Annotated in this window: 19 protein-coding genes and 1 pseudogene; 16 read left to right on the top strand and 4 right to left on the bottom strand. The window is 77.1% G+C overall.

Annotation, left to right across the window (positions count from 1 at the left end):
• The first annotated feature begins 96 nt into the window (after window positions 1-96).
• From ACI8AA_RS20045 to ACI8AA_RS20030, 4 genes are all read left to right on the top strand, one after another.
• Window positions 97-1,701, top strand: a complete 1,605-nt coding sequence (locus ACI8AA_RS20045; RefSeq protein ID WP_457046134.1) for a CYTH and CHAD domain-containing protein — start codon at window positions 97-99, stop codon at window positions 1,699-1,701.
• 67 nt (window positions 1,702-1,768) lie between these two features.
• Entirely contained in the window at window positions 1,769-3,064 is a 1,296-nt protein-coding gene (locus tag ACI8AA_RS20040) for a metallophosphoesterase (protein WP_457046133.1), read from the top strand.
• 79 nt (window positions 3,065-3,143) lie between these two features.
• Window positions 3,144-3,884 (top strand): GntR family transcriptional regulator, encoded by a 741-nt coding sequence (locus ACI8AA_RS20035; RefSeq protein ID WP_456927766.1) that lies wholly within the window; start codon window positions 3,144-3,146, stop codon window positions 3,882-3,884.
• A 67-nt stretch (window positions 3,885-3,951) separates the two neighbouring features.
• Entirely contained in the window at window positions 3,952-4,284 is a 333-nt protein-coding gene (locus ACI8AA_RS20030) for a hypothetical protein (RefSeq protein ID WP_457046132.1), read from the top strand.
• A gap of 8 nt (window positions 4,285-4,292) precedes the next feature.
• Here the strand turns inward: ACI8AA_RS20030 and ACI8AA_RS20025 are convergent, their stop codons facing one another.
• Window positions 4,293-5,426 carry a hypothetical protein gene (locus tag ACI8AA_RS20025; protein WP_457046131.1) on the bottom strand — a complete coding sequence of 378 codons (1,134 nt, stop codon included), beginning with the start codon at window positions 5,424-5,426 and terminating at the stop codon, window positions 4,293-4,295.
• A gap of 143 nt (window positions 5,427-5,569) precedes the next feature.
• Between ACI8AA_RS20025 and ACI8AA_RS20020 the strand changes: the two genes are divergently transcribed.
• The 3 genes from ACI8AA_RS20020 (at window position 5,570) to ACI8AA_RS20010 (ending at window position 6,861) form a co-directional block, all read left to right on the top strand.
• Complete coding sequence (locus ACI8AA_RS20020) at window positions 5,570-6,034, top strand: MarR family winged helix-turn-helix transcriptional regulator (protein WP_457046130.1); 465 nt, start codon at window positions 5,570-5,572, stop codon at window positions 6,032-6,034.
• A complete protein-coding gene (locus tag ACI8AA_RS20015) occupies window positions 6,031-6,495 on the top strand; it encodes an SRPBCC family protein (protein ID WP_457046129.1) in 465 nt (154 codons plus the stop codon). The genes ACI8AA_RS20020 and ACI8AA_RS20015 overlap by 4 nt, the downstream gene beginning before the upstream one ends.
• A gap of 96 nt (window positions 6,496-6,591) precedes the next feature.
• Window positions 6,592-6,861 carry a GlsB/YeaQ/YmgE family stress response membrane protein gene (locus tag ACI8AA_RS20010; protein WP_457046128.1) on the top strand — a complete coding sequence of 90 codons (270 nt, stop codon included), beginning with the start codon at window positions 6,592-6,594 and terminating at the stop codon, window positions 6,859-6,861.
• Window positions 6,862-6,889: 28 nt separating this feature from the next.
• On the opposite strand, the gene ACI8AA_RS20005 is transcribed toward ACI8AA_RS20010, so the two are convergent.
• Window positions 6,890-7,528, bottom strand: coding sequence for an MBL fold metallo-hydrolase (locus ACI8AA_RS20005; RefSeq protein ID WP_457046127.1), 639 nt, complete (start codon window positions 7,526-7,528; stop codon window positions 6,890-6,892).
• A gap of 105 nt (window positions 7,529-7,633) precedes the next feature.
• Between ACI8AA_RS20005 and ACI8AA_RS20000 the strand changes: the two genes are divergently transcribed.
• A complete protein-coding gene (locus ACI8AA_RS20000; RefSeq protein WP_457046126.1) occupies window positions 7,634-7,885 on the top strand; it encodes a hypothetical protein in 252 nt (83 codons plus the stop codon).
• Window positions 7,886-7,976: 91 nt separating this feature from the next.
• On the opposite strand, the gene ACI8AA_RS19995 is transcribed toward ACI8AA_RS20000, so the two are convergent.
• The gene (locus ACI8AA_RS19995; protein WP_457046125.1) at window positions 7,977-8,768 is read right to left on the bottom strand and encodes an enoyl-CoA hydratase-related protein; all 792 of its coding nucleotides are present in this window, start codon (window positions 8,766-8,768) and stop codon (window positions 7,977-7,979) included.
• Between the two features lie 140 nt (window positions 8,769-8,908).
• On the opposite strand from ACI8AA_RS19995, the gene efeU reads away from it, so the two are divergent.
• The 5 genes from efeU to ACI8AA_RS19970 all read left to right on the top strand — a co-directional run bounded on the left by efeU (window position 8,909) and on the right by ACI8AA_RS19970 (window position 15,897).
• Window positions 8,909-9,838 carry an iron uptake transporter permease EfeU gene (gene efeU / locus ACI8AA_RS19990; protein WP_457046124.1) on the top strand — a complete coding sequence of 310 codons (930 nt, stop codon included), beginning with the start codon at window positions 8,909-8,911 and terminating at the stop codon, window positions 9,836-9,838.
• Window positions 9,825-10,979 (top strand): iron uptake system protein EfeO, encoded by a 1,155-nt coding sequence (gene efeO, locus ACI8AA_RS19985; RefSeq protein WP_457046123.1) that lies wholly within the window; start codon window positions 9,825-9,827, stop codon window positions 10,977-10,979. The genes efeU and efeO overlap by 14 nt, the downstream gene beginning before the upstream one ends.
• Window positions 10,980-11,061: 82 nt before the next feature.
• Window positions 11,062-12,366 (top strand): iron uptake transporter deferrochelatase/peroxidase subunit, encoded by a 1,305-nt coding sequence (gene efeB / locus ACI8AA_RS19980; RefSeq protein WP_457046122.1) that lies wholly within the window; start codon window positions 11,062-11,064, stop codon window positions 12,364-12,366.
• A 211-nt stretch (window positions 12,367-12,577) separates the two neighbouring features.
• Window positions 12,578-14,299 (top strand): serine/threonine protein kinase, encoded by a 1,722-nt coding sequence (locus ACI8AA_RS19975; RefSeq protein ID WP_457046121.1) that lies wholly within the window; start codon window positions 12,578-12,580, stop codon window positions 14,297-14,299.
• Between the two features lie 20 nt (window positions 14,300-14,319).
• A complete protein-coding gene (locus ACI8AA_RS19970) occupies window positions 14,320-15,897 on the top strand; it encodes a serine/threonine protein kinase (protein ID WP_457046120.1) in 1,578 nt (525 codons plus the stop codon).
• Between the two features lie 15 nt (window positions 15,898-15,912).
• On the opposite strand, the gene ACI8AA_RS19965 is transcribed toward ACI8AA_RS19970, so the two are convergent.
• Window positions 15,913-16,749, bottom strand: coding sequence for a hypothetical protein (locus ACI8AA_RS19965; protein WP_457046119.1), 837 nt, complete (start codon window positions 16,747-16,749; stop codon window positions 15,913-15,915).
• Window positions 16,750-16,917: 168 nt separating this feature from the next.
• Here ACI8AA_RS19965 and ACI8AA_RS19960 point away from each other — a divergent pair, with 168 nt between their 5' ends.
• The 3 genes and pseudogenes from ACI8AA_RS19960 to ACI8AA_RS19950 all read left to right on the top strand — a co-directional run.
• Window positions 16,918-18,201, top strand: a complete 1,284-nt coding sequence (locus ACI8AA_RS19960; protein WP_457046118.1) for a competence/damage-inducible protein A — start codon at window positions 16,918-16,920, stop codon at window positions 18,199-18,201.
• A 55-nt stretch (window positions 18,202-18,256) separates the two neighbouring features.
• A complete protein-coding gene (locus ACI8AA_RS19955) occupies window positions 18,257-18,676 on the top strand; it encodes an SRPBCC family protein (protein ID WP_457046117.1) in 420 nt (139 codons plus the stop codon).
• A 40-nt stretch (window positions 18,677-18,716) separates the two neighbouring features.
• Window positions 18,717-19,152 (top strand): annotated as a pseudogene (locus ACI8AA_RS19950) (HNH endonuclease); the annotation flags it as partial.

Genomic DNA, 19,152 nt, shown 5'->3' with positions numbered 1-19,152 from the left:
CTGGCGTCGTTTCCGCGGGGGAGTGCCCGTGCGGGTGTCTTCCGACACGCGGACGCCTACGGTCGTGCGCGGAGGGTCATCCAAGAGGAGGACGACGTGGGCAGCGGACAGCTCGAGGTCGAGCGCAAGTTCGAGACGGGGCCGGACGTCGTCCTGCCCGACCTGACGACCGTGGACGGCGTGGCGGCGATGGGGGACCCGGTCACCCACGACCTGGACGCCACCTACTACGACACCCCGGACCTGCGGCTGGCCCGCGCGCGGGTCACGCTGCGCCGGCGGACCGGCGGCACCGACGCCGGCTGGCACCTCAAGCTGCCCACCGCCGTCGCGGGCTCCCGCCGGGAGGTGCACGCCCCGCTGGGCACCCGGCGCACGGTCGTGCCCCGGGCGGTGACCGAACCGGTGACCGCCGTGCTGCGCGGCGCGCGGCCGGGGCCGGTCGCCACCCTGCAGACGACGCGGCAGGTCACGCACCTCCTCGACGACGAGGGCCGCGTCCTCGCCGAGGTCGCCGCCGACACCGTCACCGGCACCGCGCTGGCCCCCGACCCCGAGAGCCCGGCGACCGTCATGACCTGGCGCGAGCTGGAGGTGGAGCTCGTCGAGGGCGACCGGGCGCTGCTCGACGGCGTCACCGAGGCGCTCGGCGCGGCGGGCATCGAGCCCTCCGCCCTCCCGTCGAAGCTCTCCCGCGTGCTGGCCGACCGGCTGGCCGCGCTCGCCCCGGCGCGCCCGCCTGCCGCCGCGGAGGACGGGGACGGCGGCAGGAAGGGGAAGAAGAAGCGGAAGCAGAACGGGCCGACCGCGGCCGAGGTGGTGCTCGGCGCGCTGCGGACCCAGGTCGAGGCGCTGCAGACCGCCGACATCGGCGTCCGCACCGGCGACCCCGAGGGCGTGCACGACCTGCGCGTGGCCTGCCGCCGGCTGCGCAGCATCCTGGCCGCGTTCCGGCCGGTGCTCGACCGCACCGCCACCGACCCGGTCCGCGACGAGCTGCAGTGGATCGGCGCCGCGCTCTCCGGCGCCCGCGACGGCGAGGTGGCCCTCGAGCACCTCAAGTCCGTGGTCGCGGCGCAGCCGGTCGAGCTGGTCCGCGGACCGGTCGCCGCCCGGCTGCAGTCCACCGAGGTCGCCGACGTCGAGCGGGGCCGCAAGGCGGCGGTCCGGGCGCTGTCGGACCGGCGGCACCTGGCGCTGCTCGACGCGCTCGACGCGCTGCTCGCCGACCCGCCGCTCCTCGAGGCGGCCGGTGAGCCCGCGCACGCCGTCCTCGCCGACGCGGTCAGGCGCACCGGCAAGCGGATGCAGGCCCGCATCGACGAGGCCCGCGAGCGCGAGGCCGAGGACCCGGGCGCGCACGAGGACGAGACCGAGCACGCCCTCCACGAGGTCCGCAAGGCGGCCAAGCGGGTCCGCTACACCGCGGAGGTCGCCGCGCCGGTGCTCGGGGCGCCGGCCGAGGCGCTGGTCGCCTGCATGAAGGAGGTGCAGGACGTGCTCGGCGAGGCCCAGGACACCGTCGTCGCCCGGCAGTGGTGCCTGCGGCTGGCCGCGGCTGCCGTCGGGGCGGGGGAGGACACCTTCGCGTACGGCCGGCTGCACGCGCTGGAGGAGCTGCGCGCCGAGCACGCCGACCAGCGGTTCTGGGCGCTCGAGCCCACCCTGCGCGCCGCGGTGAAGGCGGCCGTCAAGGCGTGAGACATTCACCATTCGCCGGCCTGCCAGGGCGGCCTGCTCGCAGGGTCCCGCCGCGAGCTTGCGAGTGGTGGGGGGCGAGGAGGTCCTTCAACTGTCCCTGATCGGTCTGCTCGGTTTCGGGACGGTCGTCCTCGTCGCCCTGCTCCTCCTGCACGGCTACCTCTGGTGGCGCCTGGTCAGGAGCACCACCCGGCCCGGCCGGGCACGGCGGCGGCTGACCGCCCTCACCGTGGTGCTCGCCCTGCTGCCCGCCGCCGCGGTGCTGTTGCGTCGCACGCTGCCCCTGGACGCCGCCGCCCCGCTGGACTGGGTCGCCTACACCTGGCTCGGGATCGCCTTCTACGCGTTCCTCGCCCTGCTCGTCCTGGAGCCGGTCCGCCTGGTGCTGCGCCGCTGGGCCCGCCGGCCCGCCGTCCCCGCCGCCGCCCCGGCCACGCCGGCACCGGTCCCCGCCGTCGGCCCGGACCCGGGCCCGGAGCCGGAGCCGGCCCCGCGGCCGGAGGACCGCGAGGTCGTCGCCGACCCCTCCCGCCGGCTGTTCCTCGCCCGCTCGCTGGCCGTCACCGCGGGCGCGGTGGCGCTGGGCACCGCGGGCACCGGCGTGTACCTCGCGAACTCCGCGCCCGCCGTCCGCCGGGTGCCGATCACCCTGCCGCGGCTGGACCCGGCGCTCGACGGCCTGCGGATCGTCACCTTCTCCGACGGCCACCTGTCCGCCACCTACGGCGGGCGGCGCTTCGAGCGGCTGGTCGAGATCGTCAACTCCCAGCGGCCCGACGTCGTGGCGATCGTCGGCGACCTGGTCGACGGCGAGGTCGACGAGCTGCGCGAGGAGGTCGCGCCGCTGGCAGACCTGGTCAGCGAGCAGGGCGTCTTCTTCGTCACCGGCAACCACGAGTACTTCGTCGACACCACCGCCTGGCTGCGGCACCTGCCCACCCTCGGTGTCGAGGTGCTGCGCAACGAGCGGGTGCCGATCACCCGCGGCGGCGCGACGGTCGACCTGGCCGGCATCGACGACCGCACCGCGGCCGGCTCCGGGGTCCCCGGGCACGGCGCGGACCTCGACGCCGCCCTCGACGGCCGCGACGACGGGACGCCGGTGGTGCTGCTCGCCCACCAGCCGTACATGGTCGACCAGGCGCGGGCCGCCGGTGTGGACCTGCAGCTGTCGGGGCACACCCACGGTGGGCAGCTGTGGCCCTTCGACTACGCCATCCGGCTCGACCAGCCCGCGGTCGAGGGCTGGTCGCGGCACGGCGACACGCAGCTGTACGTCACCGCCGGCGCCGGCTATTGGGGACCGCCCATGCGGATCGGCGCGCGGCCCGAGGTGACCGTGGTCGAACTCCGGGCACCGTAGGGGTGGACGTCACCCGAGCGAGAGACGTCTCATACGACATGACGTCCTCAGACGTCTTCTCCCGCATAGTCTGGCGCCCGTGACAGCGGCGACGGCGGGCCCGAAGTACCTCTCGGTCCGTGAACACCTGCGGCGCCGCGTCGCCGCGATGCCCGAGGGGGCCCTGCTGCCCCCGGAGCCCACGCTCTGCGCGGAGTACGGCGTCAGCCGGATCACCCTGCGCCGCGCCGTCGACGGGCTGGTCGCCGACGGCCACCTCGTGCGCGAGCAGGGCCGGGGCACCTACGTCACCCGCCCGGCGATCCGGCACGAGTACCGCGAGAGCTTCGTCCACCGCATCGCCGGGTGGAGCTCGGTGATGGCCGAGCAGGGCGCCCAGGTGGGGACGACGGTGCTCACCCAGCGGGTCGTACCGGCGCCGTCGTCGGTGGCCGCCGAGCTGTCCCTCGACGTCGCCGAGGACGTCGTCGAGCTGGAGCGGCTGCGCAGCGTCGACGGCGCGCCCAACCACGTGGCGCACAGCTTCCTGCCCGCCGCGCTCTACCCGCGGGCCGCGGAGGAGGACTTCAGCGAGGGCTCGCTGTACGACTTCCTGCGCCGCGAGTACGGCGCCGACCTCGCGCACGCCCGCATCGTCGTCGACGTCGGCACCGCCGCCCCGGACGAGGCCGACCTGCTGCGGATCGCCGCCGGCTCCCCGCTGCTCGTCGTCCGCACCACGGTGCGCGACAGCGCCGGGCACCCGCTGGTGCACAGCTTCTCCCGGCTGCGGCCGGACGTGAGCCAGGTCGAGTTCGAGGTCTCGGTCACCGGCCGCTGAGGACGCCGGGGGACGGCGACCGGGGTACCCGCTCGACCGGGGACGGGCCCGCTGGCAGGCTCCCGGCGTGCCGCCCGACGTCGCAGCCGCACTGCGCGCCCGCTTCCTGGCGACCGCGGAGGCGGTCGCGCGGGCGCGGCCCGAGGTGGACGCCGAGGCGGCCCGCGAGGTGCTCCAGGAGGCGGCGACGCTCCTCCACGACGGCCTCGTCCTCGACGACCTGGACGAGCACGACGCCCTCGCCGTCGTCGCCGGGCTCTCCGAGGACCTGGTGGCCGGTGACCCCGGGGCCGCGGTGCGCGCGCGGTCCCGGGCGGCGGCGGAGGACCCCGGGGACCTGCACGACCCGGAGGCCGTGTCCGCGGTCTACCTGCTCGCCGCGGCGACCCTGCGGCTCTGACGGCGACGTCACCGGCCGCTGTGCGCGGCCAGCCGCGGCTCGAGGTCGAGCACCATCCGGACGAAGGCCGCCCGCCGCGCCGCGTGGCCGAGCACCTCGTCGGTGACCGGCTCGAACAGCAGGTGCAGCGGCATGCCGGTGCACGGGTAGCGCAGCAGCGCGGCCAGCAGCACCCCGGTCTCCAGCTCGGCGGGGGACACGTCGACGCCCTCGGCGGCCAGGCCGCGGGCGTGGGCGGCCACCGCCGGGCCGAGCAGGGCGGGCACCTCGCCGGGTGGGCCGGCCCCGCACTCCGCCCGGCCGAACAGCAGCGGCACGAGGTCGAAGCCGGCCGGCGCCGGGCCGGCCATCGCCCAGTCGACCAGCACGAACGTGTCCGGCGCCGCGGCGGGCCGGAGCAGGTTCATCGGCGTCGCGTCCCCGTGGGCGGGCAGCACCGGCAGCGCGGCCAGGCGGGCGTGGACGTCGTCGACGCGGGAGGCCAGCGCGCACACCTCCTCCTGCAGGGCCACGACCTCGGGCACCCGCATGACCGGCGCGGCCCAGGTGGCGTCGTCGCGCAGCCAGGGGACCGCCCAGGCGCCCAGCTGCTCGTGGCGGTAGACGGTGAGGAAGTCCCCGCCCGGCATCCGTGGCCACGGCCGGCCGCGGCGGCGGGCGGCCAGCCGGCCGAGGGCCTCCGCGGCGCGCAGGGTGTCGTCCGCCGTCCACGGCGCGTCGACCGGCTCGGCGTCCTCGAGCCAGAGGGTCAGCCGGTCGCCGGGCTGCTCGTGCACCGCCACGACGTCCGGCGGGCGGAGCCCGGGCGGGGCGCACCCGGCGACGCCGGCGGCCAGGACGTCGGCCTCCAGCCGCCACGGGATGACCTCGTCCAGGTGCGCGCGGGCGTCGTCGGGCATCTGCGGCGGCAGGCCGTACCGGGCGGCCTGCAGCTCCTTGGCGACCAGGCGCAGCACCACCCGCCCGCGGGAGCCCCGGCCCTCGACGGCGACCCGGGTGAGCGCCCGCGTCGACGGCGCGCTGGCGTCGTGCTCCAGCGGGCGGCAGGTCAGCGCCTCGACCTCGAGCGCCGGGTCGCCGGACCGGTGGCGCAGCGCGGGCAGCAGCTCGGCGACGGTCGTCCCGCCGGGCAGGCCGGTCACCGCGGACGCCGCGGGCCGGGGCGTGGCGGGAGGTGGAGGTGCACGGGGCGGAACAGCGCCAGCCAGGGGGAGGTCGTCATCGCGGGCTCCCGTGGGAGAATGGTCAAGCCGCTTGTCTGACGGTGGGTGGATGGTGAAGCCGCTTGTCCGATCCCGTCAACCGAGAACGCCCCGTCCTGGTCACCACGCTGCTCGAGCAGGCGATGACCCTGATCCGGGACGACCTCTACGCCCTCAGCGACGCGCGCTACCCGGGCCTGCGCATGCGGCACTACCGGCTGCTGGCGATGCTGCCGCCCGAGGGGGAGCGGCTGAGCCGGCTGGCCGCCGACAGCGGGCACACCAAGCAGGCGCTGGCCCAGGCGCTCGCGCCGCTGCAGGCCGGCGGGTACGTCGAGGTGCTCCCCGACCCCACCGACGGACGGGCCCGGCTGGTCCGGCTCACCGGCCGCGGCCGGGAGGTCGACGAGGCGGTGCGCCGGCGCCTGGCCGACGTCGAGCGGGCGTGGGCGCGCCGGGTGGGGGAGGAGCGCTGGGCCGCCGCCCGGGCCGTGCTCGCCGACCTCGCCCCGGGGCCCGGCGTGCCCCCGTCTACCGTCGGGACGTGACCACGGCCAGCGGGACCCGGGAGGTGGCCGCGCCGCGCCGCCGGGTGTGGCGGGCGCTGGCCGTGCTGGAGCCCTACTGCGCCGTGTGCGACGTCTCGTACGTCGTCGAGGGCGGCCGGTCCGGGAAGGGCGCCCGGTTCGTCTGCGTCCCCGGCCGCCTCCCCGCCGACCGGGTCCCCGGCGAGGGCGCCCCGCGCGGGGAGATCGTCGAGTGGGAGCCCGAGCGGCTGGTCACCACCCGGCTCGAGCTCACCCCCGAGACGTGGACGACGCGCATCGAGCTCGACGCCGCCGCCGACGGCGCCACCCGGGTGACCATCACGCTCACCCACGCGCCGCGCCGTCCCCGGCTGGCCGACCGGCTGACCCGCCGGGTCGTGCAGCAGTTCGTGCAGCGCACCGTCGACGACGAGCTGGACAAGCTCCCGGCGCACGTGGAGCAGGTCCCCGCGGACCGGTGACGAACGGCGCGGGTGTGCGCCGTGATCACGCGGGTAGATGACCTGCAGGCGCGCCCGGCGACCGGCCGGGCGCCACGCACCCACCGGAGGATCGTCGTGATCGGTTTCCTCGTGGCCGGCCTCATCATCGGGGCCCTGGCCCGCCTCATCGTCCCGGGCAAGCAGCACCTGGGCATCCTCGCCACCCTGGCCCTCGGCCTGGTCGGCTCGCTCATCGGCGGGCTCATCGCCCAGTTCTTCGGCACCGGCAGCATCTGGGAGCTCAACGTCCTGGGCTTCGTCCTCGCCGTCGTCGCCGCCGTCCTGCTGATCGGCGTCGCCGAGGGCATCTCGGCCCGCTCGCACCGCGGCGCCGTCCGCCGCTGACCCGCGCCCCTCGGGGAGGCGGCGGGCCTCAGAGCTCGACCGCCTCCCCGGGGGTCAGCCGGCCGTAGGGGGTGGGCGTGCCCGGGCCGCGCTCGCCCAGCAGGCCGGCCATCAGGCCCAGCCCGGTGTCGTTGAGCAGGCCGTCGTGCACGGCGAAGGCCTGGTCGGCGTCCACCGCCCGCACGTAGTCGATCACCTCGGCCGCCTTCGACCACGGCGCGTGCAGCGGCACCAGCAGCGTGGCCACCGGGGTCCCCGGCACGGTGAACGCGTCGCCGGGGTGGAACACCTGGCCCTCGACCAGGAAGCCGACGTTGCGCACCCGGGGCAGCTCGGGGTGGACCACCGCGTGCCACTCACCGTGGACCTGCACCTCGAAGCCCGCGACGGTCAGCGCGTCGCCGTCGCCCACCGCGTGCACCCGGCTCCCGGGGCCGTCCAGCTGCTCGGCGACGGACGGGTTCGTCCACACCTCCAGCGCCGGGTCGGCGTCCAGCGCCGCGCGCAGCCGGTCGGCGACGAAGTGGTCGGGGTGCTCGTGCGTGACCAGGACCGCGGTCGCGCCCTCGAGCGCCGCCGGGTCGGTGAAGGCGCCGGGGTCGACGACCAGCCGCCGGTCGCCGTCACTGATCACGACGCAGGCGTGCCCGTGCTTCGTCAGCTCCACGGGGACATCCTGCCGTCGCCCCCGCCGGCCCGCCGTCTCACCCGGGTGGGTGACACCGCGACGGTCCGCCTCCCGGGGGCCGGGCGCCCTGTCGACCCTCCCTGCATGGCCCCCACCGCCGCCCCGACCGCCCCCACCGCGTTCGCCGCGACCGCCTACGTCGCCGCCCGCAGCCGCGCCCACGGTCCGACCGCCGCGCTGTGGCACGCCGTCGAGCTGCACCGCCCGGCGTCGGAGGTCGACGGCGCCTGCGAGCTCACCCTCTGCGGCATGCTCGCCCGCGTCACCCTCGACGAGGACTGGCCGACGTCGGCCCGCGACGTCTGTGGCCCCTGCACCACCCTCAGCCGGGGCTGAGGGCCCGTCGAAGGGTCTTCTCCAGCTTTCCCGGCCTCGTCCCGGGTCCCACCCCGAGCCTGCGAGGGGTGGGGAGGACGGGGTCCTTCAGTCAGCGGCCCGTGAACCGCGGCGGGCGCTTGGCCAGGAACGCCTCGACCGCCTCGGCGTGGTCGGCGGTGCTCCCGAGCTCCGTCTGCAGCCGCGCCTCCAGCGCCAGCGTCTCCACCAGCGAGGCGGTGGGCGCGCCGGCCAGCACCGTCTTCACCGCCTGGTAGGCGGCCGTCGGCCCCGCGGCCAGCCGCTCGGCCAGCGCCCGGGCCTCGTCCGCCATCCGGTCGGCCTCCACGACCCGGTGCACCAGGCCCCACTGCAGCGCCGTCTCGGCCGGGAAGGCGTCGGGGAGCAGCAGCAGCTCGGTGGCGCGGGCGACGCCCACGCTGTGCACCAGCCGCGCGGCCAGCGCCGAGTCGCTGGACAGCCCGATGCCGGTGAACGCCGTCGTGAACTTCGCGCCCGCGGCGGCCACCCGCAGGTCGCCGGCCATCGCGAGCCCCAGGCCCGCGCCCGCGCAGGCGCCGTTGATCCCGACGACGACCGGCACCCGCAGCCCGGCCAGCGCCAGGACCAGCGGGTTGTACTCGTCCTCGACGACCGACAGCGAGGTCCCGGCGTCCCCGCGCAGCGACTCGACGTGCTCGGCGAGGTCCTGGCCCACGCAGAACGCCCGGCCGGTGCCGGTGAGCAGCACCGCCCGCACCGACTCGTCGGCGGCGATGCCCTGCACCACCCCGAGCAGCTCCCGCCGCATCGCGCGGGAGATCCCCGGCCGCTGCAGCGTGACGGTCGCGACGCCGCCGGCGTCCTCGCGGGTCACGGTCGTGGTGGCGGTCGTCTCTGACATGCCGGTCACCCTGCCACGCCCGCGGCCGGCCGAGGGGGCCTCCCGCGGACGGGGCTGGATCGGTCGCGCGCGATGGGTAAGGTGTGCCTGCCCTCAGTCCGGAGACGGGGGTCACCCGAACCCCGACAGATGGGTCAGCCATGGGCCAGGCGTTCCTCGCCAGCTACCTCATCGGCCTCCGCGAGGGCCTCGAGGCCACCCTCGTCGTCAGCATCCTCGTCGCCTACCTGGTCAAGGCCGGCCGGCGCCGCCAGCTGCTGCCCCTGTGGGCGGGCGTCGCCGCCGCGGTCGCCCTGTCGGTGCTGTTCGGCGCGCTGCTCACCTACACCGAGACCACGCTGCTGGCCGACTACCGCTCCCGCGAGCTGTTCGAGGCGATCACCTCGGTGCTCGCCGTCGGCCTGGTCACGTGGATGGTCTTCTGGATGCGCCGGACCGCCCGGAAGCTCAAGGGCGAGCTCACCGGGCAGCTGGAGCACGCGCTGGGCACGGGCACGCTCGCCGTCGCCGGCGTCGCCTTCCTCTCCGTGGTCCGCGAGGGCCTGGAGACGACGCTGCTCTTCTACGCCGCCGCCCAGGGCGCCACGACGACGGCGACCCCGCTGGTGGCCATCTCCGCGGGCGTCCTCAGCGCCGTCGTCATCGGCATCGGCCTGTACGCGGGCGCGATCCGGATCGACCTGTCGCGGTTCTTCACCGTCAGCGGCGTGCTGCTGGTGCTCGTGGCGGCCGGGATCCTCAAGTACGGCGTCCACGACTTCCAGGAGGCCGGCGTCCTGCCCGGCCTGGACGTCCTCGCCTTCGACGTCTCCGGCGTCCTGGACCCGAACAGCTGGTACGGCGCGGCGATCGCCGGGGTCTTCAACATCACCGCGGCGCCGACGGTGATCGAGACGATCGCCCACGTCGCCTATCTGGTGCCGGTGCTCGTCGCCTTCCTCTGGCCCGCCCGCACGCCCGCCCCCGCCGCCCCCGCGCCGAACGTGGTGGCCGCCCCGCAGCCCTCCGGCCCCGACCCGGCCCGGACCCCCTCCCAGCCGTCGGAGACCACCCAGCATGTCCGTTCGTGACCGCCGCCTCCCCCTGCTCACCGCCGGCCTGCTGGCCGCGCTGACCACCGCCGCCTGCGGCAGCGCCGACGGCGGCTCCGGGGCGGCGTCCGGCAGCGGGGAGGCCGCCGACACCATCGCCGTCGCCGCCACCGACGACACCTGCGACGTCGCCAGCAGCGAGCTGCCGGCCGGGACCCACCAGTTCCAGGTGACCAACTCCGGCGCACAGGTGACCGAGTTCTACGTCTACGCCGAGGGCGACCGGGTGATGGGCGAGGTGGAGAACATCGCCCCGGGCCTGACCCGCGAGCTGCTCGTCGAGCTGCCCGCCGGCAGCTACGAGACCGCCTGCAAGCCCGGCATGGTCGGCGACGGCATCCGCGGCGACCTCACCGTCACCGGCGAGGCGCAGTCGCTGTCGGAGGACGAGACCCTCGCCCAGGCGAGCGCGGACTACCAGCGCTACGTGCAGAGCCAGACCGGCGCGCTGCTCGAGCAGACCACGGCGTTCGTGGACGCCGTGAAGACCGGCGACGTCGAGGGCGCCAAGGCGCTCTACCCGGTGGCGCGCACCTACTGGGAGCGGATCGAGCCGGTGGCCGAGGTGTTCGGCGACCTCGACCCGCGCATCGACGGCCGCGAGGGCGACCAGGCCGAGGGCGAGGACTTCACCGGCTACCACCGCATCGAGCAGGCGCTGTGGGTCGGCGGCACCACCGAGGGCATGGCCCCCTACGCCGACCAGCTGCTCGAGGACGTGCAGCAGGTCGTCGACCTCGCCAACGAGACGACGCTCGAGCCGCTGCAGCTGGCCAACGGCGCCAAGGCCCTCCTCGACGAGATCGCCACCGGCAAGATCACCGGCGAGGAGGACCGCTACTCGCACACCGACCTGTGGGACTTCGCGGCCAACCTCGAGGGCTCGGAGGCCGCCGTCCAGGCGCTGCGCCCCTACCTCGAGGAGGCCGACCCGGAGCTGGTCGCGGAGATCGACGAGCGGTTCGCCGCCACCGAGGCCGAGCTCGAGCAGTACCGCACCGACGGCGGCTGGACGCTGCACGACCACCTCACCGAGGACCAGCTCCGCGGCCTGTCCGACAGCATCACCGCGCTGTCGGAGTCGGTCAGCCAGGTCGCGGCGGTCGTCGCGGACCAGTGACCCGCGGAACACCGGCGCCGGGGACGCGCCGGTGTCCGCGGGGCGTTGCGCCCTGCGAGACCGTCCCCGTCCCGAGGAAGCCATGACGGAGCCCACCGCCGACCAGCCGGCCGCGCCGCAGCGGCCGGGCCTGTCCCGCCGCCGCCTGCTCGGCACCCTCGGCGTCGGCACCGCCGGCGTCCTCGCCGCGGGCGCGGCCGGCGGGGTCATCGGCCGGGCGACCGCCGACGAGGCCCCGGCCGCCGGGCCGGCCCCGACCGACGCGGTGCCCTTCCACGGCGAGCACCAGGCCGGGATCGTCACGCCCGCCCAGGACCGGCTGCACTTCGTCGCCCTCGACGTCACCACCGACAGCCGCGACGACCTCGTCGCGCTGCTGCAGGACTGGACCGAGGCCGCGCGGCGCATGACCGCGGGCCGGGACGCCGGGCCGGTGGGCGCCGTCGACGGCGAGCGGTACGCCCCGCCGGACGACACCGGCGAGGCGATCGGCCTGCCGCCGTCCGGGCTGACGATCACGGTCGGCTTCGGTCCCACGCTGTTCACCACCGCCGACGGCCGTGACCGCTTCGGCCTCGCCGCCCGCCGGCCCGCGCCGCTGGCCGAGCTGCCGTCGTTCCCCGGCGACCAGATCGACCCCGCGATCAGCGGCGGCGACCTGTGCCTCCAGGCCTGCGCCAACGACCCGCAGGTCGCCGTCCACGCGGTGCGCAACCTGGTCCGCATCGGCGCCGGCGTGGTGAGCGTGCGCTGGTCGCAGCTGGGCTTCGGCCGGACGTCGTCGACCAGCACCGGCCAGGCCACCCCGCGCAACCTGTTCGGGTTCAAGGACGGCACCGACAACCTCAAGGCCGAGAACGGCAACACGCTCGACCGCTTCGTGTGGGTCGGGGACGACGACGCCGACTGGCTGCGGGGCGGCTCCTACCTGGTCACCCGGCGGATCCGGATGCTGATCGAGCCGTGGGACAGCTCCTCGCTGGACGAGCAGCAGCGCACCATCGGCCGCACCAAGGGCAGCGGCGCGCCGCTCGGCCAGCGCGCGGAGTTCGACCCGGTCGACTTCACCAAGCAGGTCGACGGCGAGTTCGCGATCCCCGAGACCAGCCACGTCTTCCTCGCCCACCCGACCAACGCGGGGACGGCGATCCTGCGGCGCGGCTACAGCTTCGTCGACGGCTCCGACGGCCTGGGCCGGCTCGACGCCGGACTGTTCTTCATCGCCTTCCAGCGCAACCCGGAGACCGGCTTCGTGCAGGTGCAGCGCAACCTGCGGCTGGACGCGATGAACGAGTACGTCCGGCACACCTCCTCGGCGGTGTTCGCCTGCCCGCCCGGCGTCCGCGACGACGCCGACTGGTGGGGCCGCGCCCTCCTCACCGGCTGAGCCACCGCCCGTCCCCCGGCCGTTCCCCGGCGTGTCGCCGGGGTGTCGCCGAGTCGATGCCGAGCCGTGACGCACGGGACTCCCCGGACGGGTGGGACTGCTGGGAGGATGTGTGGTCTCGGAAGGACCGGGCACCTCTGCGACGAGAGGCGGTGCGCCGGGGGTGGACGGCGTCGGCAGCAGGGCCGGCAGGGATGGGAGAGGTCCCGTGGTGGAACCGGGTCGCCGGATGCTCGGTGACCGCTACGAACTCTCCCAGCTCATCGCCGCCGGGGGCATGGGCCAGGTGTGGCGCGGCACCGACGTGCTGCTGCACCGCCCGGTCGCGGTCAAGGTCCTGCGCAGCGAGTACACCGGCGACCCCACCTTCCTCGCCCGCTTCCGCGCCGAGGCCCAGCACGCCGCCGCGCTGAACCACCCGAACATCGCCGCGGTCTACGACTACGGCGAGACCGAGGCCGGGGACACCGGAGAGACGCTCGCCTACCTGGTCATGGAGCTGGTCGAGGGCCAGCCGCTGTCGGCGCTGCTGCGCCGCGAGGGCCGGCTGGACACCTCGACCACCCTGTCGGTGCTCGGCCAGACCGCCGCCGCGCTGTCCGAGGCGCACCGCGCCGGCCTGGTGCACCGCGACGTCAAGCCCGGCAACATCCTCGTGCGCGCCGACGGCAGCGTGAAGATCACCGACTTCGGCATCGCGTGGTCGGCCGGCAGCGTCCCGCTCACCCAGACCGGTCAGGTCATCGGCACGCCGCAGTACCTCTCGCCGGAGCAGGCCGAGGGGCACCTGGCCACCCCGGCCAGCGACGTCTACGCCCTCGGCCTGGTCGGGTACGAGTGCCTCACCGGGCACCCCGCCTTCGACGGTGACAACGCGGTCACCATCGCGCTCAAGCAGCTGCGCTCGGACCCCGAGCCGCTGCCGGACACGCTGCCCCGCGACGTCCGCACCCTCATCCGCCGCGCGCTGGCCAAGGACCCGGCGGCCCGCATGCCCGACGGCGCCGCGTTCGTCGCCGCGGTCGAGGACGCCCGCGCCGGGCGGCTGCCGGACCCCGAGCCGGAGCCCGCGCCGGCAGCGTCCCCCGCCGTCGTGGCGGCCGCGGCGCCGGTCGCGGTCGCCGTCGCCCCGGTCGCCGTCGACGCGGGCCCGCCCACCCAGGCCGCGCCCGGCCCGTCCGGGGCGCTGCCCGGCCCGCACGTGCCGCGGCGCACCGGCCCCCCGCCGCCGCCCCGCCGCCGGGTGGCGGCGGTCCTGGTGCCGCTGGTGGCGCTGTTGCTGGGCGCCGGGCTGGCCGGCGTCGTCTTCACCGCCCTGGTCGACGACCCCGCCTCCCCGACGGTCGTCGCCGCGCAGACCCGCGACAGCGAGGACGGCGTTGTGCTGGAGGCCGGTGACTACGTCGGCCGGCCGATCGACGACGTCGCCACCCAGCTGTCCGCGCTGGGCCTGGGCGTGGAGCGGCGCGAGCAGGTCACCGGGTCCGCGGTCCCGGGCCGGGTGCTCGGCGTCTCGCCCGAGGGCGTGCGCCTCGAGCCCGGCGACGACGTGGTCGTCACCTTCGCCGTGGCGCCGCGCGGTGGCCGCGGCTCGGGGTCGGCGTCCACGGGGCAGGGCGGCGACGGCGGCGTCTCGGCCGTGACCGGCGACAGCGCGCCGAGCACGGTGGTCGAGCCGGTCCCGCCCGCGACGGAGCCGGCCCCGGGGACGACGGCCCCGGAGCCGACCGAGGCCGCGACGCCGACCACGACCACCGCGCCCGGGTCGCCGACGTCCGGCGCGCCGTCGGGCACGACGACCCCCACGTCGACCACCCCCACCGGTACCACCAGCACGAGCTCGAGCCCCCCGACGTCGTCCTCGCCGGTGACCAGCACCGGCGGCACGACGGGCGGGACCACGCCCGCCGCGGGAGACTTCCCCGACGACTGATACGGAACCGAGGAGGTGCGATGGACGGGAGGCCCGTACGTCGCGTCGTCGGCGGCCGCTACGAGCTGCTCGGCCTCCTCGCCACCGGCGGCATGGGCCAGGTCTGGCGTGGCCGGGACGCGCTGCTGGACCGGCCGGTCGCGGTCAAGCTGCTGCGCAGCGAGTACGTCGAGGACGAGACCGTCCGCACCCGGTTCCGCACCGAGGCGCGCCTGGCCGGTCGGCTGCTGCACCGCAACATCGCCGCGCTGCACGACTACGGCGAGGCGGTGACCGAGGACGGCGTGGTCTGCGCCCACCTGGTCATGGAGCTCGTCGACGGCGAGCCGCTGTCGGCGCTGCTGGCCCGCGAGGGGCGGCTGCCGGCGGAGCGGGTGCTGGACCTGGTCGGGCAGACCGCCGCCGCCCTGGCCGCCGCGCACGCCGCCGGCGTCGTGCACCGCGACGTCAAGCCGGGCAACGTGCTGGTCGGCTCCGACGGCGTCGTCCGGATCACCGACTTCGGCATCGCCTGGTCGGCGGGCAGCGCCCCGCTGACGCGCACCGGGCAGGTGGTCGGCACCGCCCACTACCTGTCGCCCGAGCAGGCGGCCGGGGGCAAGGCCGGGCCCGCCAGCGACGTCTACGCGCTCGGGATGGTCGCCTACGAGTGCCTGGCCGGGCGGCGGGCCTTCGACGGCGAGCACCCGGTGCAGATCGCGCTGCGGCAGATCCGCGACGAGCCCGACCCGCTGCCCCGCGACGTGCCGGAGCCGGTGCGGGAGCTGGTGGCGCGGATGCTGGCCAAGGACCCCGCCGGCCGGCTCGCCGACGGCGCGGCGGTGTGCCGGGCGGTGGAGGCCGTCCGCGCCGGCCGCCCGCTGCCCCCCGCGCCGCCCCCGGTCACCGCGCCGCTGCCGCCCGCCGTGTCCGCCCCGGCCGGGTCCTCCGCCGCTTCCGCTCCTGCGCCGCGGCGCCGGGCCGGGCGGGTCCTCACAGGGGTGGCGACCCTCGCGGTCGGCGCCGCGCTCGGGGTCGGCGTGCTGGAGATGACCGCGCCGGAGACCGCACCCGTGCCGGCGGCCGAGGCGGAGTCCCCGGCGGACGCGGGAACCGACGTGCGGCGGGCGGACCTGGTCGGCCGGTCCGCCGACGAGGTGGAGGAGCAGCTGGTCGCGGCCGGGCTGCGGGTGCACCGGGTGGTGGCGGAGACCGCGGACGCGGCCCCGGGCGTCGTCACCGGGGTGACCCCGGTCGGGCGGCTGACGCCGGGGGAGACGGTCACGCTGACGGTGGCCGCGGCGGTCCCCGAGCCCGAGCCGGCGCCCTGGTCCCCGCCGTCGTCGCCGTGGCCCTCCGCACCGTCCTGGGCGGTGGACGCCGCCCCGGCCACGGAGGTGGCCGAGCCGGCGGCGCCCGCCGCGCCGGAGCCGGACCCCGTCCCGGTGCCGGAGTCCGTCCCGGTGCCGTTGCCGACGGCCGGGGACGACGGCGACGCCGCGGACCCCGGCAACGGCTCCGCGGACGGCGACGCCGAGGCGAACGGGAACGGGAACGGCGCCGCGAACGGGAACGCCGGCGGCAACGGGCGCGGCAACGGCCGGGGCCGCGCCGGCTGAGCCGCCGGCGTCCGGTCAGCGACGGCGGCCGGGCACCAGCCAGGCGGCGAGGGCGACGGCGCCCAGTGCGGCGGTGAGCAGGAAGCCGCGGTCGGTGTCGGCGTGAGGGAGGACGACGAGCACCCAGAAGACCGCCAGCCCGGCGGCGCCGCCGAGCGCCAGCCGCTCGGCGGCCAGGGGCCGCAGCTTCAGCGCCGGCACCAGCCGGGACAGCGCGGCCGCGCCGCCGAGCAGCGCGCAGACGGTGGCGAACGCCGCCCACGCCGGGACCTGGCCCCACAGCGGCGGCCCGTCCAGGCGCAGCGCGAGCCCGAGCTCGAGCAGCACGAGGCCGAGGCCGGCCAGACCGGCGCCGACCAGCGCGGCGCGGTCCCGGGGCCGGCGCGGCGCCCGCGGGCGGGCCGGCTTCTCGGGCCGGGCGGCCGGGGCCTCCTGCGGGGCTGCGGCCGCCGGCGGGGGCACGCGCGGGGCGCCGAGCAGCGAGTCCAGCGGGCCGGTGGGCTGCGGCCCGGTCGGCTGGTAGCCGACGGGCGCGTGGTGGACGGGCTCGTGGGCCGGGGCGTGGTGCACCGGCTCCGGGTGGAGCGGAGCGTGGTGGGCGGGCTCGTGGTGGACCGGCGCGTGGTGGACCGGCGCGTGGTGGACCGGCGCGTGGTGGACCGGCTGGGGGTGCGCGGGTTCCGGCGTCGCCGCGGGCTGGGGGGTCGTCACCGGGTACGCGGGCGCCGGCAGGACCGATGGCGGCACGGCGGGCGCGCCCGGGTGCCCGACGAGGCTCGCGGCCGTCGCGCCCTCCCCGGTGGTCGGGATCTGCTGGGTGCGCGGGCCGGCCGGCGGGGGCGAGGTGGTCACGGGTGCTCTCTCCTCCTGGGACGCGGGCGACCGGCCCCGCACGGAGTGGGACCGGTCCTCCCCGCACGCTAGCGGCGGTCCGCGCCCGGCCCGGGGAGGCGGGACGGCGGGTCCGGCGGTCCGCCTCGCACCCGGCGGGGAGGACGACGTCCTCCTAGGGTCGGGCGGGTGGGCACGCGCGCGGGCATCGTCGTCACCGGCACCGAGGTCCTGACCGGCCGGGTCGCCGACCGCAACGGGCCGTGGCTCGCCGAGCAGCTGCGGCAGGCCGGCGTCGACGTGGGGTCGGTCCTCGTCGTGGGCGACCGGCCCGACGACGTGCGCGGCGCGCTGGCCTGGTTCGCCTCCTCCGGCGTCGAGCTGGTGGTCACCACCGGGGGCCTCGGGCCCACCGCCGACGACCTCACCGCCGCCGTCGTGGGCGAGGTGCAGGGCAGGCCGCTGGACGTCGACCCGGAGCTGGAGCAGCGCGTCGCCGCCGTCGTGGAGCGGCTGATGGCCCGCCGCGGCTGGCGGTCGGACCCCGGGGCGACCGCGGCCGGCGTCCGCAAGCAGGCGATGGTGCCCGCCGGCGCCACGGTGCTCGAGCCGGTGGGGACGGCGCCGGGCCTCGTCGTCCCGCCCGCCGACGGCCGCGGCGGGCCGGTCGTCGTCGTCCTGCCCGGGCCTCCCTCGGAGCTGCAGGGCATGTGGCCGGCGGCGCTGGCCGCCGCGCCGGTGCAGGAGGTGCTGGCCGGGGCGGAGGAGCTGCGCCAGGAGACGATCCGGCTCTGGGGGACGCTGGAGGCACAGCTGGCCGCCACGCTGCGGGAGCACGAGCACGAGCTCGGCGGGCTGGAGGTCACCACCTGCCTGCGCGAGGGCGAGCTGGAGATCGTCACCCGCTTCGCGCCGGAGGCGCAGCCCGCCTACGACCGGCTGGCCGCCGTGCTGACCGGGACGTACGCCGCGACGCTGTTCTCGACCGGGCCCACCCTCGACGAGCTGGTGGCCGGCGCGCTCACCGACCAGGAGCTGACGATCGCCACCGCCGAGTCGTGCACCGGCGGGCTGCTGGTGGCGCGGCTCATCGAGCGGGCCGGGTCCTCGGCGTACGTGCTCGGCGGGATCACCTCGTACGCGAACTCGGCCAAGGAGCAGCTGGTCGGGGTGCCGGGGGAGGTGCTCGCCGAGCACGGCGCGGTGAGCCCGCAGGTGGCGCTGGCGCTGGCCGAGGGGGCGCGGGCGCGGTTCGGGGCCGACGTCGGCGTCGGGGTCACCGGGGTCGCCGGGCCCGGCGGCGGGACGCCGGACAAGCCCGTGGGCACCGTGCACCTGTGCGCCGTCGGCCCCATGGGTCAGCAGGCGCGGTCGGTGCGGCTGCCCGGCTCGCGGACGGCGGTGCGCGAGCGCTCCGTCGTCCTCGCCATGCACATGCTCCGGCAGCTGCTGCTCGGCGGCCCGCCGGCCTGACCGTGCCGCCGTCCGCGGTGCGTGGCGCAGGCCCGGAGCGGGCAGGGAGGGCGGCATGACGACCGTGACGCTGCACGCCACCGGCCCGGTGCCGCCCGCCGAGGCATGGGAGCGCTACGCGCAGCCCGCGCGGTGGCCGGAGTGGGCGCCGCAGATCACCGGCGTCGAGGTGCCGGGGCCCCGGCTGGCCGCCGGGCTGAGCGGGCGCGTGCGCGGGCCGGTGGGGGTGACGCTGCCGTTCGTCGTCGAGTCGGTGGACGAGGCGGCGCGGCAGTGGGCGTGGACGGTGAGCGCCGGCCCGGTGCGGCTGCACCTGCTGCACTGGGTCGCCGACGGTCCCGACGGCGGCAGCACCGCCGGCCTGCGCGTCTCCGGCCCGGCGCCGGCCGTGCTCGGCTACGCCCCGCTGGCGCAGCTCGCGATCGGCCGGCTGGTCCGCCCGCTCGACGGGCGGAGCGCCGAACAGCCGGTCTGACCTGCGGGAACTGTCGTACCCCGGCCGTGGCGTGCCGGGTGTGCAGGGGGTCACCGGGGACGCGTCGCCGGTGGAGCGCGCGCTCGCCGGCTGGCTGGTCGACCAGCCGGTCACCATCGCGCGGTTGCCGGTGGCGATGCTGTCCGATGAGCAGGCGGCCGCGGAGCTGCAGCGGGTGCAGGCGCGCAAGGCGATGGAGGCCGCCTACGAGGCCGAGCTCGTGCTGCGCCTGGCCGAGGCCCGCCCGGCCGATCTCGATCCCGCGCCCGGTACGCCGGGTGCCCGCTCCCGGTCGTGGGCGCCGGATCCCGACCTGCCGGGTGTGTCGGAGTTCTTCACCGCCGAGCTCGCGCTGGTCCTCAACGTCGGCCGGGGCACCGCCTCCCACCTGGCGCACCGGGCGTGGACGTACCGCTCGCACCTGCCCGCGACCTGGGCAGCACTCGCCGCCGGCACCCTGGACGAGGCCCGCGCCA

The organism is Geodermatophilus sp. SYSU D01180 (assembly GCF_054050415.1).
This window is presented reverse-complemented; position numbering and strand designations above follow the sequence as displayed.